At 56.3% G+C, this 18,575-nt stretch carries 17 protein-coding genes and 1 other RNA gene; 6 read left to right on the forward strand and 12 right to left on the reverse strand.

Features of this window, described 5'->3' with window-relative positions; all coding sequences use genetic code 11:
- Positions 1 to 20: 20 nt before the first annotated feature.
- The 5 genes from QWY83_RS06045 to acuI all read right to left on the reverse strand — a co-directional run bounded on the left by QWY83_RS06045 (position 21) and on the right by acuI (position 5,354).
- Positions 21 to 1,121 carry an NUDIX domain-containing protein gene (locus tag QWY83_RS06045; protein ID WP_249945652.1) on the reverse strand — a complete coding sequence of 367 codons (1,101 nt, stop codon included), beginning with the start codon at positions 1,119 to 1,121 and terminating at the stop codon, positions 21 to 23.
- Positions 1,121 to 1,564 carry a TrgA family protein gene (locus QWY83_RS06050; RefSeq protein ID WP_249945651.1) on the reverse strand — a complete coding sequence of 148 codons (444 nt, stop codon included), beginning with the start codon at positions 1,562 to 1,564 and terminating at the stop codon, positions 1,121 to 1,123. The genes QWY83_RS06045 and QWY83_RS06050 overlap by 1 nt, the downstream gene beginning before the upstream one ends.
- Before the next feature lie 40 nt (positions 1,565 to 1,604).
- The gene (locus tag QWY83_RS06055; protein WP_249945650.1) at positions 1,605 to 2,813 is read right to left on the reverse strand and encodes an SAM-dependent methyltransferase; all 1,209 of its coding nucleotides are present in this window, start codon (positions 2,811 to 2,813) and stop codon (positions 1,605 to 1,607) included.
- Between the two features lie 79 nt (positions 2,814 to 2,892).
- Positions 2,893 to 4,314 (reverse strand): cryptochrome/photolyase family protein, encoded by a 1,422-nt coding sequence (locus tag QWY83_RS06060; RefSeq protein WP_249945649.1) that lies wholly within the window; start codon positions 4,312 to 4,314, stop codon positions 2,893 to 2,895.
- A 50-nt stretch (positions 4,315 to 4,364) separates the two neighbouring features.
- Positions 4,365 to 5,354 (reverse strand): acryloyl-CoA reductase, encoded by a 990-nt coding sequence (acuI, locus tag QWY83_RS06065; protein ID WP_249945648.1) that lies wholly within the window; start codon positions 5,352 to 5,354, stop codon positions 4,365 to 4,367.
- An 88-nt stretch (positions 5,355 to 5,442) separates the two neighbouring features.
- On the opposite strand from acuI, the gene ssrA reads away from it, so the two are divergent.
- Positions 5,443 to 5,796: a transfer-messenger RNA gene (ssrA, locus tag QWY83_RS06070) on the forward strand.
- Positions 5,797 to 5,802: 6 nt separating this feature from the next.
- Here the strand turns inward: ssrA and QWY83_RS06075 are convergent.
- Positions 5,803 to 6,186, reverse strand: a complete 384-nt coding sequence (locus tag QWY83_RS06075; protein ID WP_249945647.1) for a hypothetical protein — start codon at positions 6,184 to 6,186, stop codon at positions 5,803 to 5,805.
- Between the two features lie 139 nt (positions 6,187 to 6,325).
- Here QWY83_RS06075 and chrA point away from each other — a divergent pair, with 139 nt between their 5' ends.
- From chrA to QWY83_RS06100, 5 genes are all read left to right on the forward strand, one after another.
- Positions 6,326 to 7,567 (forward strand): chromate efflux transporter, encoded by a 1,242-nt coding sequence (chrA, locus tag QWY83_RS06080; RefSeq protein WP_249945646.1) that lies wholly within the window; start codon positions 6,326 to 6,328, stop codon positions 7,565 to 7,567.
- A gap of 64 nt (positions 7,568 to 7,631) precedes the next feature.
- On the forward strand, positions 7,632 to 8,102 hold the full coding sequence (locus QWY83_RS06085) for an SspB family protein (RefSeq protein WP_197498061.1): 471 nt from the start codon (positions 7,632 to 7,634) through the stop codon (positions 8,100 to 8,102).
- Between the two features lie 118 nt (positions 8,103 to 8,220).
- The gene (gene fumC / locus QWY83_RS06090; RefSeq protein ID WP_249945645.1) at positions 8,221 to 9,615 is read left to right on the forward strand and encodes a class II fumarate hydratase; all 1,395 of its coding nucleotides are present in this window, start codon (positions 8,221 to 8,223) and stop codon (positions 9,613 to 9,615) included.
- 97 nt (positions 9,616 to 9,712) lie between these two features.
- The gene (locus tag QWY83_RS06095) at positions 9,713 to 9,892 is read left to right on the forward strand and encodes a DUF4169 family protein (RefSeq protein WP_105234980.1); all 180 of its coding nucleotides are present in this window, start codon (positions 9,713 to 9,715) and stop codon (positions 9,890 to 9,892) included.
- Positions 9,889 to 10,107, forward strand: a complete 219-nt coding sequence (locus QWY83_RS06100; RefSeq protein WP_067545352.1) for a ribbon-helix-helix domain-containing protein — start codon at positions 9,889 to 9,891, stop codon at positions 10,105 to 10,107. The genes QWY83_RS06095 and QWY83_RS06100 overlap by 4 nt, the downstream gene beginning before the upstream one ends.
- On the opposite strand, the gene QWY83_RS06105 is transcribed toward QWY83_RS06100, so the two are convergent.
- From QWY83_RS06105 to QWY83_RS06130, 6 genes are all read right to left on the reverse strand, one after another.
- On the reverse strand, positions 10,092 to 10,316 hold the full coding sequence (locus tag QWY83_RS06105; RefSeq protein WP_249945644.1) for a hypothetical protein: 225 nt from the start codon (positions 10,314 to 10,316) through the stop codon (positions 10,092 to 10,094). The genes QWY83_RS06100 and QWY83_RS06105 overlap by 16 nt on opposite strands.
- 173 nt (positions 10,317 to 10,489) lie before the next feature.
- Positions 10,490 to 11,842 (reverse strand): cytochrome P450, encoded by a 1,353-nt coding sequence (locus tag QWY83_RS06110; RefSeq protein ID WP_249945643.1) that lies wholly within the window; start codon positions 11,840 to 11,842, stop codon positions 10,490 to 10,492.
- A complete protein-coding gene (locus QWY83_RS06115; RefSeq protein ID WP_249945642.1) occupies positions 11,839 to 13,080 on the reverse strand; it encodes a hypothetical protein in 1,242 nt (413 codons plus the stop codon). The genes QWY83_RS06110 and QWY83_RS06115 overlap by 4 nt, the downstream gene beginning before the upstream one ends.
- Positions 13,081 to 13,137: 57 nt before the next feature.
- Positions 13,138 to 13,902, reverse strand: a complete 765-nt coding sequence (locus tag QWY83_RS06120) for a cytochrome c biogenesis CcdA family protein (RefSeq protein ID WP_249945641.1) — start codon at positions 13,900 to 13,902, stop codon at positions 13,138 to 13,140.
- A gap of 135 nt (positions 13,903 to 14,037) precedes the next feature.
- The gene (locus QWY83_RS06125; protein ID WP_249945640.1) at positions 14,038 to 16,827 is read right to left on the reverse strand and encodes an Rne/Rng family ribonuclease; all 2,790 of its coding nucleotides are present in this window, start codon (positions 16,825 to 16,827) and stop codon (positions 14,038 to 14,040) included.
- Between the two features lie 411 nt (positions 16,828 to 17,238).
- Positions 17,239 to 18,570 (reverse strand): sigma-54-dependent transcriptional regulator, encoded by a 1,332-nt coding sequence (locus tag QWY83_RS06130; RefSeq protein WP_249945639.1) that lies wholly within the window; start codon positions 18,568 to 18,570, stop codon positions 17,239 to 17,241.
- Positions 18,571 to 18,575: the final 5 nt, after the last annotated feature.

The following is an 18,575-nucleotide window of genomic DNA, read 5'->3' on the forward strand; positions in this document are numbered from 1 at the left end:
AGGGGCGACGCGCCGATAACTCAAGCCAGTGCAGTCATCGCAGAGCGGTTTCGGTCAAGCCAGTATAACATCATGATCAAAGGCAGAACTGTGATTTCGCCGCTGTCCACCAAACCCAACGCCCGTTCGCGATCCAGAAGGTGAAGGCGAATATCTTCCGCCTCTGTGTCTAGCCCGCCCAAACGCGGTAAATCATCGGGCAAATCGCAAATGCCGATGTAGCAGTAGAAAAATTCCGTGCAATTCCCTGGGGTTGGGTAAGCATTCGCCACAGGGAGCAGTTCGCCAATGGTCAAACCCGCTTCTTCGACGGCTTCGCGGCGTGCTGCGTCCTCGGGTGTTTCGTAGTCGTCTACGATGCCCGCGACTGGCTCTAGCATCCACGGATTCCCGTCTCTGCGGAAAAACGGACCTGTGCGGAACTGTTCCGTCAAAAGCACCCGATCACGCACAGGATCATACGGCAAAACCAGCGACGCATCGAAACCGACCGTCGTTTCCCGTGCCATAGGTTCCGCAATCACGCCGTTAAACGTCTCGCGCTCGAGGTCCACACCACGGAATTTGTAAAAGTCTCCAGACAGCACGCGGTTCTTCACAATTGCCGCTTGCCCCGCTGTGCGACGCACTTCGTTCGGTCCTGTTTCGCGCCCTGCCCGCACATGAGCCGCCGCCCTTGCCCGTATGGGCTTCCATTGCTGACGAAGCGCCTCACCACTGAGCGGCGGTGAATGAAGCGCGATTTCTGCAGCGGCCATTCGCGACACATCGCCATCTTCCCGTTCCCAAGTCTCTAACGACCAAAGCTCGCCACTGGTGACATTAGGAAGGTCCGCAAAATACACGCCCGTTTCGATCCCGTCGATCACGACCGACCCACGGCTGTAATCCCAGGGCAGTTCATAAGCATCCAGACGCTCCATCTGCGCCTCGGACAACCCACGCCAAAGCACACCTTTAGCCAGTTCACCCACGGCAGGCACCAACATCGGCACCGTCGCGCCTGCGACCCGTTCAACGCGGTAATCAGGCAAGACCGTTTCAGTCGGTGTGCCACCCTCGCCCGCGATCAGGTGGAACAACCGTGGATCGCGGAGCGACCCGAACACAAACAAATCCATCAGGAATCCATTTTATCAGCGACAAATTCAGTCACGATCCCAATCAAAATCGATCCAGCCAACAGAACCGCAATGACTGTCGGCTTTGCCAGTACCACGGCGAGATCAAAGGAAATCCCGATCCCCGACATCATCGCCTGCATCAAACCATTGTACCGCAACTCCGCCGACCGTAGCAGCATCTGGGTGAACCCGTGCAGCGCTAGGGTGCAAAACACGATCGCTACAAGTGCCGTAATACCGTTGCTGATCCCGCTCATTGTGCCCAAACCTGCACGACCACCCGCGATCCGCCAACCGAGGATCAAGGCGATCCCGCCATTGAACTCTGTGAAATACCAAGGCGTCAGGCCGAACGGGAACAGTGGCACCATCAGGAAAGACGCCCCAATAAAGAGCGCTGCAAATCCAACTGCGCCAAAGAGTTTTGCAAAAGTGGGCATAGACACCGGTCCTTTTGAACATCGGTGCCTACTCACGCGCTCAGGTCGGGCGCGACACCGTTATCTGGGTCACGTCGCAGTTTCCGCTATGGAATGTTCCCGCGCAAGAGGAGAGATACAAATTCCACATTCGCCGAAAACGATCATCGAACCCCAACGCCGCGATCTGGTCCCATCGGTCATTGAACACATCCGACCAGCGCCGCAGAGTTTGGCTATAGCTTTCGCCAAATTCGATTGAGCCGTCGACGGTCATACCAGACTTTTCAACCTCTTTACGCAGTACAGAGGGGCTCGGCAGCATCCCACCGGGGAAAATGTATTTCTGAATGAAATCAACGCCCTTGCGATAAACCTCAAACCGACGATCCTGCACAGTGATGATCTGCAGCGTCGCCTTTGCCCCCGGTTTCAGACATTTGCGAACCGTTTCGAAATAAACGGGCCAGTATTTCTCACCGACCGCTTCAAACATCTCAATGCTCGCGATGCCATCATAGGTGCCCGTCTCATCGCGATAGTCCTGCATCTTTAGCGTGACGCGATCAGAAAGTCCTGCCTTTTCAATACGCTCACGCGCGTAGTTCAACTGCTCCTTACTGATGGTAAGGCCCGTTACGTGCAGACCACGTTCCTTTGCCGCGTATTCGGCGAAACCGCCCCATCCACAGCCGATTTCGAGCACATGATCACCAGCGCTGACGCCCATTGCGTCAACCATCGCCGCGTATTTCTGAATTTGCGCCGCTTCGAGGCTTTCTTGACCCGTTTTGAAATAAGCCGACGAATACGTCATCGTATCATCGAGCCATAAGCCATAGAAATCGTTACCTAAATCATAATGATAACTGATGTTCTTTTTGGCCTGTCGTTTCGAATTCGACTGCAGCCAAAACCTCAGTTTTTCATAGGCGCGCACCAAACCCTGACCAGGGAACCCGTCAAATACCTCATCTTCAGCGTCGTGTACGAAATCCATAAAGGTCATCAGGTCAGGCGTATCCCACCATCCCTCCATATAGGATTCCATAAACCCAAGGTCGCCCTCGCGGATCAGACGCGCAAAGATATCCTTGTTGTGAATGGTGATCGCTGTGACATAGCCAGCAGATTTGCCTTCGGCACGAAACACGCGGCCATCAGGGAGCTCGATATCGATCCGACCACGCGGAATATTGCACAGGATGTCGAAGACCGGACCAAAATAGCGCGGAAGATTGGATTGCCCTTTGGTGCTGGTCAGTATCATTTATTTCCCCATTTCAACGGAACTTCGCCCGAATTATTTGTTATCTTATGTAGGGTTACGCACATCTGACCAGAGTGGATTATTTTTCGCGTGCAGAATATGCATCCAACGCTCGCGCTCGTCCCGCTTCTAAAGAAACAACTCGTTCAGGGTAGTCCATATTAGGTGTCAGCCCCCAACTTAGCGGGACGGCATCAAAATAGCTCAGAGCCGTTTCAGTCGGCGTGGCGTAACGTTCCGCGATCCAGCGTTTGCGGTAAATGCGATCCCCATCGAACTTCTCAAGCTGGGTTTCGGGGTTAAAGATACGGAAATAGGGTGCCGCATCTGGACCCGACCCTGCCGTCCATTGCCATCCCATCGCATTCGCCGCAGGGTCCCAATCGGTAAGGCAATCCTCGAACCACTTTAACCCGACCTCCCAGTGGGTCATCAAATGTTTCGTCAAATAGGACGCCACAATCATGCGAGACCGATTATGCATCGTGCCCGTGACATACATTTCGCGCATCGCGGCATCGACGAATGGCTCGCCTGTCCGCCCCTGTTTCCATGCGACAACCTCGGGTGTGTCCTCATCCGTATTCCACGGGAACGCATCCCATTCAGGCCGCCAATTCGAATCGAGAATATGAGGCGTGTGATGAAGCAAGTGATATGCAAATTCACGCCAGACGACTTCCTTTAAGAAATGCTCGGCTCCCGCTGCACCGCCCTCCATCGCCCGCCACCCAGCGTGCCACAGAGCCCGAGGCGCGATTTCGCCATAGGTGAGGTTTTCGGACAGGCGTGAGGTCGCCTCGACCGCCGGAAAATCCCGATTGGCTTTGTAATCATCGATCCGATGTTCGATGAAATCATCCAACCGCGCGGCAGCCGCCTTTTCACCGATCGCTTGATGGGCGGTCACAACATCTGCGCCACCACGCATCGCGGCACTGAGGTTCCAATCCTCCAGTCGATCCGACGCGGGCCAAACCTCTGGTGTGGGAATGGTTTCTGGCGCGGGCAGACACGGAGCAACAGGCCGATCCCGAACGGCTTTCCACATTGGCGAATAGACGCGGTAATACCCGCCATCCTTTGTCGAAACTGTCCATGGTTCGAACAACAGATGGCCCGCGAAACTCTGCGCATCGATGCCCTGATCCTTTAGCGTCGATTTGATCGCCGTATCCCGCGCTTTGCAGGCGGGATCGTAAAGACGCGACCAATAGACCGCCCCAGCGCCCGTCTCTGCGATCAATTGCTGAAGAACGTCCAAAGCGGCCCCACGGCGCAGGATCAAGCGGCTCCCGATCTCATCAAGCTGATCCGCCAAAGCCCCAACAGATTGCCCCCAACGCATCTTTGGCGCTGCACCTGTTCCGTCCACAATGTCATCGCAAATGAAGACAGGAATAATCGGACGCCCCGTCGCACAAGCCGCGGTGAGTGCTTCGTGGTCGGCAAGGCGCAAATCACGGCGGAACCAAAGGAGGATCGGGCGCTGGTCGGTCATGCATAGTCCTATTTAACGATTGCAGCGAAACTAGCGCCCGTCATTAAAGGTCAAGCGTTTACATCAACGACAACACGCCCTTTGACTTGCCCCTTTAGGATATCGCCCCCCAATTTCGGGAGATCAGTCAGGGTTGCGGGCTGAACCATCGCTTCAAGCTTGTCCATCGGCAGATCAGTTGCGATCCTCTGCCATGCTCGAACGCGGTTTTCGTAAGGTTGCATCACGCTGTCGATGCCCAAGAGGTTCACCCCCCGCAGCAAGAACGGAACAACGGTCGCGGGCAAGGCGGCACCACCTGCCAGACCAACCGCCGCAACGCTTGCACCATATTTCATTTGCCCCAACACACGGGCCAACATCGCGCCACCAACAGCGTCAACGCAGCCAGCCCACGTTTCCGCCTCAAGCGGACGCTTGACCGTTTCAGCGATGTCTTCGCGGGCGACGATACGGGTCGCACCGAGTTCGCGCAGGTATCCTTCGGTCTCTGGACGCCCCGTCACGGCAGCCACTTGATACCCTAAATGCGCCAAAATCGCCGTCGCAACAGACCCGACGCCACCCGCAGCGCCCGTGACCAAAACTTCGCCTTTTTGAGGGGTTAGACCGTGATCCTCAAGCGCCATGATGGCAAGCATTGCGGTAAACCCTGCGGTCCCAACCGCCATCGACTGTCGGGTGCTTAACCCCTCAGGCAGCGGCACTAGCCAATCGCCATTGACCCGCGCCTTTTGCGCATAACCACCCCAATGTACCTCGCCCACGCGCCAGCCCGTCAGAACGACCTTATCGCCCACCGCATAGCGCGGATCTTCAGAAGCTTCGACCGTGCCAGCGTAATCGATACCGGGCACATGCGGATAATTCCGAACAAGACCGCCCCCTGACCCAAGGCACAGCCCATCTTTGTAGTTCACACTCGAATACTCCACCGCGACCGTCACATTGCCTTCTGGCAAACGGTCGGTGCTGATATCCTGAACCGATGCACTGGTAGTACCCGCTTCATCCTTGTCGACGATCAATGCCTTGAACATGCTCTCTCCCTCATGTGTATCACTTGAGGATAGCGGCACGCGCCGCGCCGTCAAACGCAACCCGTTCATCCTGACCTTTTGCGCGAAGCCACTTGAGTTCGCCAAAGGTCGCGCCTATATTCAAGATGTCTCTTCGGGGACTATGGACATAAACGCGCTCGTAATAAGCGGATCGGACCCGGGGGCGGTACCCGGCGACTCCACCAAACATCCTTCATTTGGGGATCATGGGGTCGAAATAGGATCGACGAACGTCTAAAGGGGTTATGCTTTGTCTCGGTGAGATACCACCGTTATCGGTTCAAACTGTACAATTGCAAATGACAATCGTGCTCCGGCAATGGCTCTGGCTGCGTAAGCAGTTCGGGTCGCCGAAATTAAGTCCTGACGCCTAGCAGCCTCAGGCGGGGTTCGGAGGTACCTGGCAACAGAAACCTCCACTTCATCCCTAGCATTTATTGACCGTTGAAACCGCCATGACAGTGCCGTTCGGCTCTAGCTTCCAGATAAACTCGATGGTCGCGCCGCTTTGGATCAACAAACGCATACGGCGGTAATTGCAGACCGTTGCCTGCACCATGCTGTCTGATGGGGCGATATGCGTAATTTCAACGGACAGCTTCATACCCGTCACACGTGTCGACGCCACAATATCGGTGGAGTCCCACGGCAAATATCCTTCGGCCTCAAGCTGCTTTGCCTGATCAATAAGCGCCAATTGCAACTCAACTGCCTGTCGGTCGGGATTACCAAAGAGACCTAATGATTTAGCGCCCATGTAGCCCAAAACAGACAACACGAGGATCGCAACGGCCCCTAACAGTTTTTCCATCCCGTGACCCCTTATGATAGTCTCTTCTCAGGATACCTATAAATAACGACATTGAAACGAAAAGTTGTAGTGGATGAAGATTTAGAGACAGCCGTTGGAATGAATTGCAATGGGCATAAAACAATGGCCAATTGCGCCCATGACCCAGCTCTCTGACCTTATCCGCATCTTTGGCCGCATTGGCCTTTTGTCCTTTGGTGGCCCCGCGGCGCAGATCGCCCTAATGCACCGTGAACTGGTCGAAGAACGCCCTTGGCTGTCGGAAACAGAATTCCTCCGCGCCTTGTCCTTTTGCATGCTCCTCCCTGGTCCCGAAGCAATGCAGCTCGCCACTTATGCAGGCTGGAAACAACGCGGCATCATCGGTGGATTGATCGGCGGCGGGCTCTTTGTCCTACCGGGTGCGATTGTGATCATGGCGCTGGCGCTGCTCTACGGCCAATTCGGTGCGTTGAACTGGGTTCAGGCGGTGTTTCTCGGCGTCAAAGCCACGATCGTCGTGATCGTGATCCAAGCCATCCTTCGTCTGTCCAAGAAAGCACTGAAACTCAAGGTGCATTGGCTATTGGCTTTGGGGGCTTTCGTCTGCCTCTACATCTTCGCCCTGCCCTTTCCGTTCGTGATCGCCGTAGCCGCTTTGGTTGGCGGTGCGTTCTGCACAACATCAGACGCAGCACCCAAGGTCTCCGTCAACTGGCGCACTCCACTCATGGTCATCATGATCGGAGGCATCCTCTGGGGCCTTCCGATCCTATTGGTGGGTGACGGCCTGCTGCGCGACATCGGCGTGTTCTTTTCCAAACTCGCCGTTGTCACCTTTGGCGGGGCCTATGCCGTTCTGGCCTATATGACCCAAGATGTCGTCGCGAATTACGGTTGGCTTTCGACTGATCAAATGATGGATGCCTTGGGGCTTGCTGAAACCACACCCGGCCCACTGATCCTTGTGACCGAGTTCGTGGCCATCGTTGCTGGCACCAACGCGGGGCTATCGGGTGTCGCGGCAGGGTTAATGGCGCTCTGGGTTACGTTTGTACCCTGCTTCATATGGATTTTTGCTGGGGCACCGCTCATCGACTGGCTCGCCTCGCGCCCTCGATTGTCTGCGGCGCTCGCTGGCGTAACAGCCTCTGTTGTCGGCGTTATTACCAACTTGTCCGTCTGGTTCGCGCTGCATTTATTCTTTGGCTCGGCGCAAACCATCACCTTTGGCCCAGCCCATTTCATCCTGCCCAAGGCTGCATCACTCGACCCAAATGCCCTAGGCCTTGCGCTCTTTGCGGGATTTTTGCTGCTTCGCAAATCCTACGGTTTGCCAATGGTGCTTGGCCTCACGGGCGGCGCTAGTTGGCTAGTGCAATTTGTCATAGCGGCAACGTGACTATCCCTCTTTTATCCCGCTCCGAATCCCGTATGTTGGGGGTAACAGGGCGAAAGGAACGACCGTGAGCCAGAAGATCGACTACGGCAATCTTATGCACGAGGCTATGCGTGGCCTCATTCAAAAAGTATTGGCCCGCGTCGCGGACGAAGGTCTGCCCGGACAGCACCACTTCTTTATCACCTTTGACACGATGCACCCCGATGTCGAACTGGCCGATTGGCTGTCGGATCGGTATCCGGGCGAAATGACTATCGTGTTGGAACATTGGTTTGACGCCCTGACCGTCACCGACGAAGGGTTCAGCGTCACGCTGAACTTTGGTGATAATCCAGAACCCATCTACATCCCCTACGATGCGATCCGCACCTTTGTGGACCCATCCGTTGAATTCGGGCTTCGGTTTGAAACCCAAGAAGACGATTTCGACGACGAGGATGACGACGACGAAGCGCCGATGGTCGAAATGGCCGAAGAAGAGCCGAAGCCCCGCAAAGAGGCCGAAGTCGTCAGTCTGGACCAATTCCGCAAGTAAGCTGCGGCAATTCGTTACCCTTGATAGCGATAACATCGCGGTATGCATCGGTATACTGCATTGATTTCCTGTGCGCATGGGGTATGACAAGCCCCAAGTCGTAACAGGGAGAGTCCAGATGACCGCAACCCGCACCGAAACCGACAGCTTCGGCCCGCTTGAAGTCCCCGCAGACAAATACTGGGGCGCACAGACCCAGCGTTCGATCATGAACTTCCCAATTGGTTGGGAACGTCAGCCCGTGCCGGTGATCCGCGCACTCGGCGTGATCAAAAAAGCTGCGGCAATCGTCAACGAAGGCTTTGGCGATCTGGACGCAACCCTGTCCAAAGCGATCCAAGAAGCCGCGACCGAAGTCATCGAAGGAAAATTCGACGACAACTTCCCGCTCGTTGTTTGGCAGACTGGCTCTGGCACACAGTCGAACATGAACGCGAACGAAGTGATCTCGAACCGCGCTATTGAAATCCTCGGCGGTCAGCTGGCATCGAAATCGCCCGTTCACCCGAACGACCACTGCAACATGGGTCAGTCGTCGAACGACACCTTCCCGACCGCAATGCACGTCGCAATCGGCATGCACACACGCGACGTTCTGCTTCCGGGCCTGCGTAAGCTGCACGCTGCTCTGGCTGCAAAGTCGGAAGAATTCAAAGACATCATCAAAATTGGCCGTACCCACACTCAGGATGCGACCCCGCTGACCCTCGGTCAGGAATTTGGTGGCTACGCGCATCAGGTTGCCCAAGGCATCAAACGCGTTGAGATGTGCCTGCCGGACATTTACGAACTGGCACAGGGCGGCACCGCTGTGGGCACTGGGCTGAACACCCGCGTTGGCTTTGCCGAAAAGGTCGCTGCAGAAATCGCGAATATCACTGGCCTGCCCTTCGTCACCGCGCCGAACAAGTTCGAAGCATTGGCAGCACACGACGCGATGGTCATGTTCTCTGGCGCTTTGAAAACCGTTGCTGGTTCGCTCTTCAAGATCGCAAACGACATGCGTCTATTGGGCTCTGGCCCACGTTCGGGTCTGGGCGAGCTGATCCTGCCTGAAAACGAACCTGGTTCGTCGATCATGCCGGGTAAAGTGAACCCAACCCAAGCCGAAGCACTGACCATGGTTTGCGCACACGTCATGGGCAACGACGCGGCGATTGGTTTCGCGGGTTCGCAAGGTCATTTCGAACTCAACGTCTACAACCCGATGATGTCCTACAACGTTCTGCAGTCCATGCAGCTGCTCGGTGATGCGGCTTCGGCCTTCACCGACAACATGGTTGTTGGCACGCAGGCAAACGTCGCACGCATCGACAAACTGATGAAAGAGTCGCTGATGCTCGTCACGGCGCTGGCTCCGACCATCGGTTACGACAACGCAACCAAGGTTGCTAAGACCGCACACAAGAACGGCACCACCCTCAAAGAAGAAGCTATCGCGCTCGGCTTTGTTGATGCAGAGACGTTCGATCGGATTGTGCGTCCAGAAGACATGATCGGCCCGAAAGGCTAATCAAACGGGCCGCCCTTCGGGGCGGCCTTTTTCTTTCCCTCTTGGCAGGGATACACGCTTTGCGATACTCCGAACCTCCAACTGACGGAGTCGCAAGATGAGTGACATCATCAACCTAAACAAAGCCCGCAAACAAAAGTCACGCGCAGAAGAAAAAGCGCAGGCTGATGCGAATGCTGTTAAATTTGGCCGCACCAAAGCGGAGCGTTTGTTAACAGCAGCGCGGGAAGAGAAAGCGCGCCAGCGGCTCGATCAGCAGAAGTTCGAGGACGAATGACCACACGGCCCGAAAAACATTCTCTGACACTTCAGGGACACCGCACATCGGTGTCTCTCGAACCTGAGTTTTGGGCAGCCTTCACAAAAGCTGCCAAAGAGGACGGTAAGGCGATCAACGAACTTGCCGTTGAAATCGACGAGGCCCGTGGCGACGTTGGCCTCGCGTCCGCAATCCGCGTTTGGATCCTGAAACGCCTTCAGTCCGACGCGTAGAGCGACGCACGCACCCGCGCGAGATCCTGCAACTCACGAAGCTCGGATTCGAGGATTTGCGCATAGGGTGCACGTTTGCGTTCGCGCAGCACCTCTTGCGGAGTTTGACGGACCGAATGCGAAAAACGTCCCCGCAGCATCAATCCCTTTACCCGATCCAAAGACTGACGGAGCCCACCGTCAGTAGTAGAAAAGTCAATCATAGCCATACCGACACCCATTCGGCTTAGCCCCCGATGACCTTTAGTATATATTTAAATCTGACCAGCTAGCTGTAAGTGCAAATAGCCACTAAACCACAGGGTTATTTACGAATTAACTTACTGACAAAAATACATAAAATTTCAGAAATTTATATTAGCCTTTCGGATAATGCGATACTCTAACCACGTTTTCGCAGACGCAACCATATGCCCTGAGATGACCGAACCGTAAGGTGCACAACTGGAACGGGTTCACGATTCTCATCTGGCTCTATGATGAAATTCCGCAGAATCAACGATAACAACATCGGCCCTTCTACCATGGCAAAGCCCGCGCCCGTGCAAACGCGACTCCCTGCGGAAAACGGGATGTAAGAGTCGCGCTGGCACTGTTTGCCATTCTCAGTGCCCCACCGCGTCGGATCAAATTCGTCAGGCCGTTCCCAGATCCGTTCATGCCGATGGAGGTGCCACGGCGACAAAACGATCTGCGAACCCGTTTTCACATCGCGACCACGGAAGGTTTCGGGACAGGTGGTTTCGCGCACCATCATCGGCACAGGTGGATAGAGGCGTAGCGCCTCGCGGAACACATCCCGCGACAGTTTCAGACGTGAGACAGAGCTGAAATCGGAACTTAGCTCGCCGGCTTCCACTGCCACACGCGCTTGCCACTCTGGATTGGTGGCCATCAGATATAATGTCCACGCCAAGGCAGAGGCACTCGTCTCATGCCCCGCGAGGAAAAAGATCGCGACCTGATCGATCATCTCGTCCACATCGAACTGATCTCCCGTTTCGGGGTCAGTGGTGGTCATGATCTTGGTCGCCAAATCATCTGGCGCGGTGCCTGCCTCAATCGCAGCCAAACGTTCTGTGGTCAGATCACCGATGAGCTTTCGAATGACGCCTGCCGTGCGTTTGGTTTCCGCGCTAAAGAACCGCGGCATCCATTTTGGCCCACGGATAAACGCCGCGAGGTTCAGGATCGGTTGGCTGCGTTGATGGGCTTTGAACTCTGAAAACACAGCCGAGGCGGTCGCATGTTCTATCGGGATCGAAAACAACGTGCGGAATATCACATCGGCCGCAGCGTGGCTCGTCTCGGCCTCGATCTCAATCGGGGTGCCATCGGCATGAGCCGAAAGGCGCGCGACAGCGGCCTCGCCCGCCTCCCACATCGCGGGATAGGTGTCGCGCAAACGACCGCCCTCAAATGCGGGATCAATGATGCGGCGCTGACGTTTCCACGTCTCGCCATTGGTCAGAAACACCGAGTTGCCAAGGAGCGGTCGCAGTCCCGCACCAATCCGGTCGCTTTTCGGGAAATCATCGGGCCGCTCTTTCAGAACCTGACGCACCAATTCGGGATCATTGCACAGGTAGCTGCGGAAAAACGGCGTCTTAAACTCTGCCATCCACGCCCGATAGAGGCGTGCGGGCTGCGCGCTCAGGATATCCTCGCGAAAGAGTTTGAGATATCGCCAAAGCGACACCTTATCAGCACGGGCCTTGGGTTTGGGCGGGATCATGGGGCCACCGATCTGTAACGAGATGCGGCAGCGACCTTGCGGCTCCGCGATGGCGGGCGTCCCTCATATCGATCGCTGAGCGTCAGCGGCCCCGCCGTAATCTGGAAATAATCGTAGTCTTTGGGCCGATCAAAAGCGCAGAGATATTGGAAATGCAGCCGAAAGAACCGCCACCGCAGTTCGCTCCACCGTTCCGCCGACAAGGACTGCGTAAAGGCCGCCGATATCACCAGCGGCCATTTCTGACCCTCGGGCGCCACGCCCGTGACCCCAACAGGATCACAGAGCGCGAATGCGCAACCATCCCCCGGTGCCGTGACATCCACCCATGTCAATTCATCCCGCGTCGACAGATAGGCCAAATCAGAACGCAACCGCCAGGCATCTCGCAGGAAGCTCACCATCGGGACGACTTGACCAAGCGAGAGGAACGACAGTTTCGCCCCTTGTTCAGGCACTCGCCCGTCACGGATCAAGTCGGAGAGGATCGACACGGCGAGGTGCGCGCCAGAGGAATGACCAACCACAAGAACTTCATCGTAGCCATCGCCAAACGCGGCCGCGATCTGGTCCCCAAACTCCGCCATCCGCGTTTCTAACTCCGGCGGGTTCGCGCCTTTCCAACGGGCCGAATAGGCGTAGTCATGCATGAGGTAATACGCAAAGAGCTTCCCGTCTTTGGATTTGAAGAACTGGAGGCATTGGACCACGCTCACCGCACCGATGGCCAAACCTACCAGCCCCACGATCCACTCAGGCAAACCGATCAAACTAGCGCCGAACGCGGCAGCCTTACCCAATAACGCGCCGATCCCGATAGCCACCGCCAATTGCAACAGGAGCATCCCGACAGGATAAAGCGCAGCAATCACGGGACCCTTGCGAAGGCGCATCAAACGAAACAGCGCACCCGTCGCGATATATTCCCACGCTGTGCGCACCAATTGACCGTAGGTCGCGGGAATGCTCTGCGACATCGAATTGCGCACGATGTCTGACCAGACCAGTACATCGACGTCCGCGTCCACGCCCTGCCCGTCGATCATCGCTGTGACGTGCCACCCATAGGCACCACCCGTTGTTTTGGGTTTGAGCGCGATCTCATAGCCCGACACGCGGGCCTGATCGGCGCTTTCTTTGCGGTAAAGTTCACGATAGCGGCGCGGATGAATCGGGTCGTAGCCGGGGATGTAAAACACCCGACGACGTTTCACCTGTTTTTGGGTCGTTTCCGTCATGCGCTATTCCGCGACTGTTTCGATCAGCCTAACGCGGAATTTGGGCGAGAGTAAGACCTAGCCTATAGTGCCGAGCACGGGGAAAGTATCCAACAGCCAACCCGACAGAATAGCGAACCGACCTGTAAGCAGGAGAAGGCCGATCACGACCAGCAACGCGCCCGAAACCTTTTCAATCACACCCATATTGCGTTTCATCCAAGCCATCGGCCCTTTGAGCCGCGGGAAGAAAATCGCGATAAGCAGGAACGGGATGCCTAGCCCCGCTGCATAAGTGCCAAGAAGGATCGCGCCACGGGCGGCTTGGGTTTCTTGGGCGGCAAGGGTCAGGATTGTCGACAAGATCGGGCCTAGGCACGGCGTCCAACCAAAGGCAAAAGCGAGGCCCAAGAGATAGGCTCCAAAAGCAGAGCCGCCCTGATCCTTCACCTCAATCCGCGCTTCTTTCATCAGAAACGGGATGCGGAACACGCCCATGAAATGCAGACCAAAGAGGATCACCAGCGCACCTGCGACGTAGTTCACCCACTCGATCACCGACCAATAAAGTCGTCCAATCGTGGACATTCCGTAGCCAAGGAACACAAAGACCGTCGACAGACCGAGGACAAAGAACACAGCCGCAAGGATCACCCTGCCCCGCGCCGATGCGGACCCATCCATGTCAGTGACCGTAACCCCGCCCATATAAGCAAGATACGGCGCCGCAACAGGCAGCACACAGGGGCTAAGGAACGACAGCAGCCCCGCAAACAGGGCAACGCCCATGGCCGTCAAAAGCCCTGAATCCATCACAATCTGCGTTGAGAGTAGTTCGCCCATGTCGTCTGGCCCTTTGATCTTTGCCCTTCGATACCGTGCCAGATAGCGCGCGTCACCCCCGATGTCCTGCGCTGATCGTCACAGTTTAGCGAAGGGCTGAAAGAAAAGGCCGCCCCGAAGGACGGCCTGATCAACTTAGCGACCCAGTGACCACCAACCGCGGCGTTTGGGTTTATCGTCTTTCGGCTCTTCGACCTCAGCCGCTGGGGCAACAGGCGCTGGCGCAGGTTCCGCCACCGGAGCAGGTTCAGGCGCTGCCACAGGTTCAGGTGCAGGTGCTGCTACCTCAATCGCTGCTTCAACAGGTGCCTCAGGCGTCGCCTCTGCAACAGGTTCAGCGACTACCTCAGCAGGTGCTTCAACAGCCTCAGCCTTTGGAGCGGGTTTCTTACGAGCCCGCGGTGCGCGTTTCGGCTTCGGTGCTTCCTCTGCCTCTTCCGCAGGTGCAGCCTCTACCGCTTCACCCTCTTCTGCTTTCGCAGCGGGTTTCTTACGGGTGCGAGTGCGTTTCGGTTTCGGCGCTTCCTCAGCAGGAGCCTCAGCAGCTTCAGCCTCGGTCGTAGTAGCCTCACCTTCAGCAGTCTCTGCAGCAGCGGCAGGTTTGCGGCGCGTACGCGTCCGTTTCGGTTTCGGTGCCTCTACAGGCGCTTCAGCCTCAACCTCAGCAACAGGTTCCGCAGCCTCGGTAGCCTCAGCCTCGGGCGCATCGCCCTCTGCATCCGCGTCACCACCTTCGGCCTCGTCACCAGACTCGGACGACTGCTCGCCCTCACCCTGACCAGGCTTCTTCCGACGACGACGACGGCGGCGGCGTTTCTTCGGCTTATCATCGCCATCACCTTCGCCCTCTGCTGTCTCTGCATCGGAAGCGTCCGCATCTGCTTCATCCTCGTCGAGGATTTCCGCATCTTCGATATCGTCTTCAAGATCGTCGATCACAACACTCGACGCAGACACAACAGGTGCGGCCTCGGGAACGATGCGTGTTGCGGTCTTGAACTTCTCAATCGCGAAATCAGGCGAAACCAGCGTGGGGTCACATTCGATGCGAACAGCCATACCGTAGGTGGCTTCAATCGCAGCGATGTGTTCGCGCTTCTGGTTCATCAGATAGTTTGCAATCGCAATCGGTGCGCGGACCAGAACCTCTTTGGAACGACCACGAACGCCCTCTTCTTCCAACTGACGCAGGATCGACAGAGCGACGTTGTCATCTGACCGCAGCAGACCTGTGCCGTGGCAATGCGGACAAGGCTGTGTCGTCGCCTCGAGCATACCCGGACGCAGACGCTGGCGCGACATTTCCAACAGACCAAAGCCAGAGATGCGGCCCACTTGGATACGGGCGCGGTCGGTTTTCAGCTTGTCTTTGAGACGCTTTTCAACGGCAGTGTTGTTTTTGCGCTCGTCCATATCGATAAAGTCGATAACGATCAGACCAGCAAGGTCGCGCAGACGCATCTGACGCGCAACTTCATCCGCCGCTTCAAGGTTGGTTTTCAGCGCGGTCTGTTCGATCGACCCTTCTTTGGTCGCGCGGCCAGAGTTCACGTCGATCGCCACCAGAGCTTCGGTCACGCCGATCACGATATAACCACCTGACGGCAACTGAACGGTCGGGTTGAACATACCAGCGAGGTAACCCTCAACCTGATAGCGCGCAAAGAGCGGCAGCTGGTCGTTGTAGGGTTTCACGTTTTTCGAATGCGACGGCATGATCATTTTCATGAAGTCTTTTGCTGTGCGATAGCCCGCATCACCCGCAACGATCACCTCATCGATCTCTTTGGAATAGAGGTCGCGGATCGTGCGTTTGATCAGGTCGCCTTCTTCGTAGATCTTGGCCGGCGCTGTCGATTGCAGCGTCAGTTCGCGGATCTGTTCCCACAGGCGCTGCAGGTATTCATAGTCACGCTTGATCTCAGCCTTCGTGCGCTGAGAGCCCGCAGTGCGAATGATCAGGCCTGCACCGTCTGGCACATCCATCTCGGTCGCGATTTCTTTGAGCTTTTTGCGGTCGACAGCATTGGTGATCTTGCGGCTGATGCCACCGCCACGCGCCGTGTTCGGCATGAGCACACAGTAACGGCCAGCGAGCGACAGATAGGTCGTCAGCGCCGCGCCTTTGTTGCCGCGTTCTTCTTTTACGACTTGGATCAACAGGATCTGGCGAACCTTGATCACTTCTTGAATTTTGTAACGTTTGGGGCGCGGTTTACGAGCCGGACGAACGTCTTCGTGGTCGTCCTCATTCGCTACGGACTCGATGTTGTTATCAGCATCGTCCTCGTCTTCGTCGTCTGCTTCGTCCTCGGCGGTTTCTTCGGACACCTCTTCATGAGCCTCGTCCTGAGTGTCCTCAGCGACAGCCTCTTCGGCAACAGGAGCCTCAGCAGCCGTGTCATCCTCGGGCTCTTCGACAGGGGTTTCCGCGACGGTTTCCATCGGGCTCAGGCCCTCTTGGTCATCGTCCTCACCCAGATCGATGGTCTCCATCCCCTTGGGTTCTGCATCAACGTCCTTTGTCGCGATCAGATCATCCGACTTGGCCGCAGCAGGTTTCGACCGCGACCGACGGCGGCGGTTGACCTTCTTGGGCTTATCTTCGTCTTCGTCCTCAGCGGCGAGGCTTTCCGCATATGCGCGCTCTTCGGCGATCAGGGCTTCACGGTCAGCGACCGGGATCTGATAATAATCCGGATGGATTTCCGAAAACGCAAGGAAACCATGCCGATTACCACCGTAATCGACAAAAGCCGCCTGAAGCGACGGTTCGACGCGCGTTACTTTTGCGAGATAAATATTACCAGCAAGCTGGCGTTTTGACTGACTTTCAAAGTCGAATTCCTCAACTTTGTTGCCGTCTACCACCACGACGCGGGTTTCTTCCGCGTGGGTGGCATCGATGAGCATTTTCTTTGCCATGTTTTCCAATTGCACGACGCAATGCCGCCCTACCCGGGGGCGCGGCGGATATGTAGTCGTGTCTGTCAGGGGCGAAACGGGCGCGGCAAGCAGAGAGGCCCCTTGGGGCCGTCAATCGTCTGCCTGTGTCCAGCGCGCGTTGCATCGCGGTTCTTCCTCAGCGCCCTTTTCGGGCGCCCGTTATAAGCCCGGCGCGTCCGATAAACTCGCGCTGCCAGGGCATCCTATCGACCCATTTCGGGGCCAAATACACATCTGTCGGAGACCGAGTCTGTGACCCTTATGTCTGAGACAGTGAATCTTTCCGGTGTCGGCCGCGCCATTGCGGACGCCATCACGTAACGACTACATAAGACTGGCTGGGGATAAAATACAATGGTCAATGTGTTAACCAGCCAAATCAAAGGCCAATTACAGGTAATCAGAACGCTGTAAGTTGTATTTTGCCATTTTTTCGTTGAGCGTACGACGCGGCAGGCACAGTTCATCCATCACCGCCACGATCGACCCTTTGTGGCGGCGCATCGTGTTATCGATCAGCATCCGCTCAAAAGCTTCCACGAATTCTTTCAGTGGTTTGCCTTCGGTCGTCATGGTCGGCGGCTGTTCGTCACTATCCGCCATCAACAAGGACGCAATCGTGCCCGACCCGCGGCGTGACTGTAGAACCGCGCGTTCTGCAACATTCGTCAACTGGCGCACGTTCCCCGGCCAAGGTGCCTGTAACAACTGTGCTGCCTCTTGCGCCGACACTTGCGGCGTGTCGCAGCCGTATTCATCGGCAAACTGTTCCGTATAGGTCGTAAAGATCGACAGAATGTCCTCACCCCGCGCCCGCAGCGGCGGCACGGTGATGCGCAGCGCGGCCAGACGGTAAAACAGATCAGAGCGCAACTCGCTTTCGCAGGTTTTATCCTGCTCTTGCAGGTTACAGATCGCGATGATCCGTGTTTCAGCTGGCGTGCCCTGCTCGTTGATCGCAGTCATCAAACGCGACTGATGCGACGGGCTGAGCGCCTCAATGTCTTCGAGGACCAAGGTCCCGCCACGTGCTTCTTCCATCGCTGGGATCGGCTCGTCCTCATTCGCAGGACCAAACAGACGGCGGGTCAGGCTGTCCTCGTCAAAGGCGCCACAGGACAGGATCACGAACTTCTTCGACGCACGAGCACTCACCGCATGAAGAGCGTGAGCAATCAGCGTTTTACCCGTGCCTGTCTCGCCTTCGATCAACACATGCCCATCGGCTTGCCCAAGATCGAGGATATCCTCGCGCAGACGCTCCATCGCGGGCGAGGTGCCGATCAGCTTTTGCATCAGCGATGTTGGGTCCGACAGTTCTTTGCGTAGCATCCGTGCGTCCAAAGTCACACGCCGCGCATTGGTCGCCTTTTTCGCAAGCTCGGTCATCCGATCAGGATTGAACGGCTTCTCAAGAAAATCATAAGCCCCGATCCGCATCGCCTCCACCGCCATCGGAACATCGCCGTGGCCCGTGATCATGATTACAGGAAGAGTGCTGTCCAGACCTTTGATTTTGCGCAGAAACTGCATCCCATCCATGCCAGGCATCTTAATGTCACTGACGACAATACCAGGGTAATCCGAGGTCAGAACCTTTAGCGCATCTTCGGCACAGGCGTAGGTTTCGGTGTCAAATCCCGACAAAGCCAACCACTGGCTGATGGATTGGCGCATGTCCTTTTCATCGTCCACAACGGCAATTTTCATGGCTTTTGTCATCTGTG

The sequence above is a fragment of the Marivivens donghaensis genome (genome assembly GCF_030410045.1).
GTDB lineage: Bacteria > Pseudomonadota > Alphaproteobacteria > Rhodobacterales > Rhodobacteraceae > Marivivens > Marivivens donghaensis.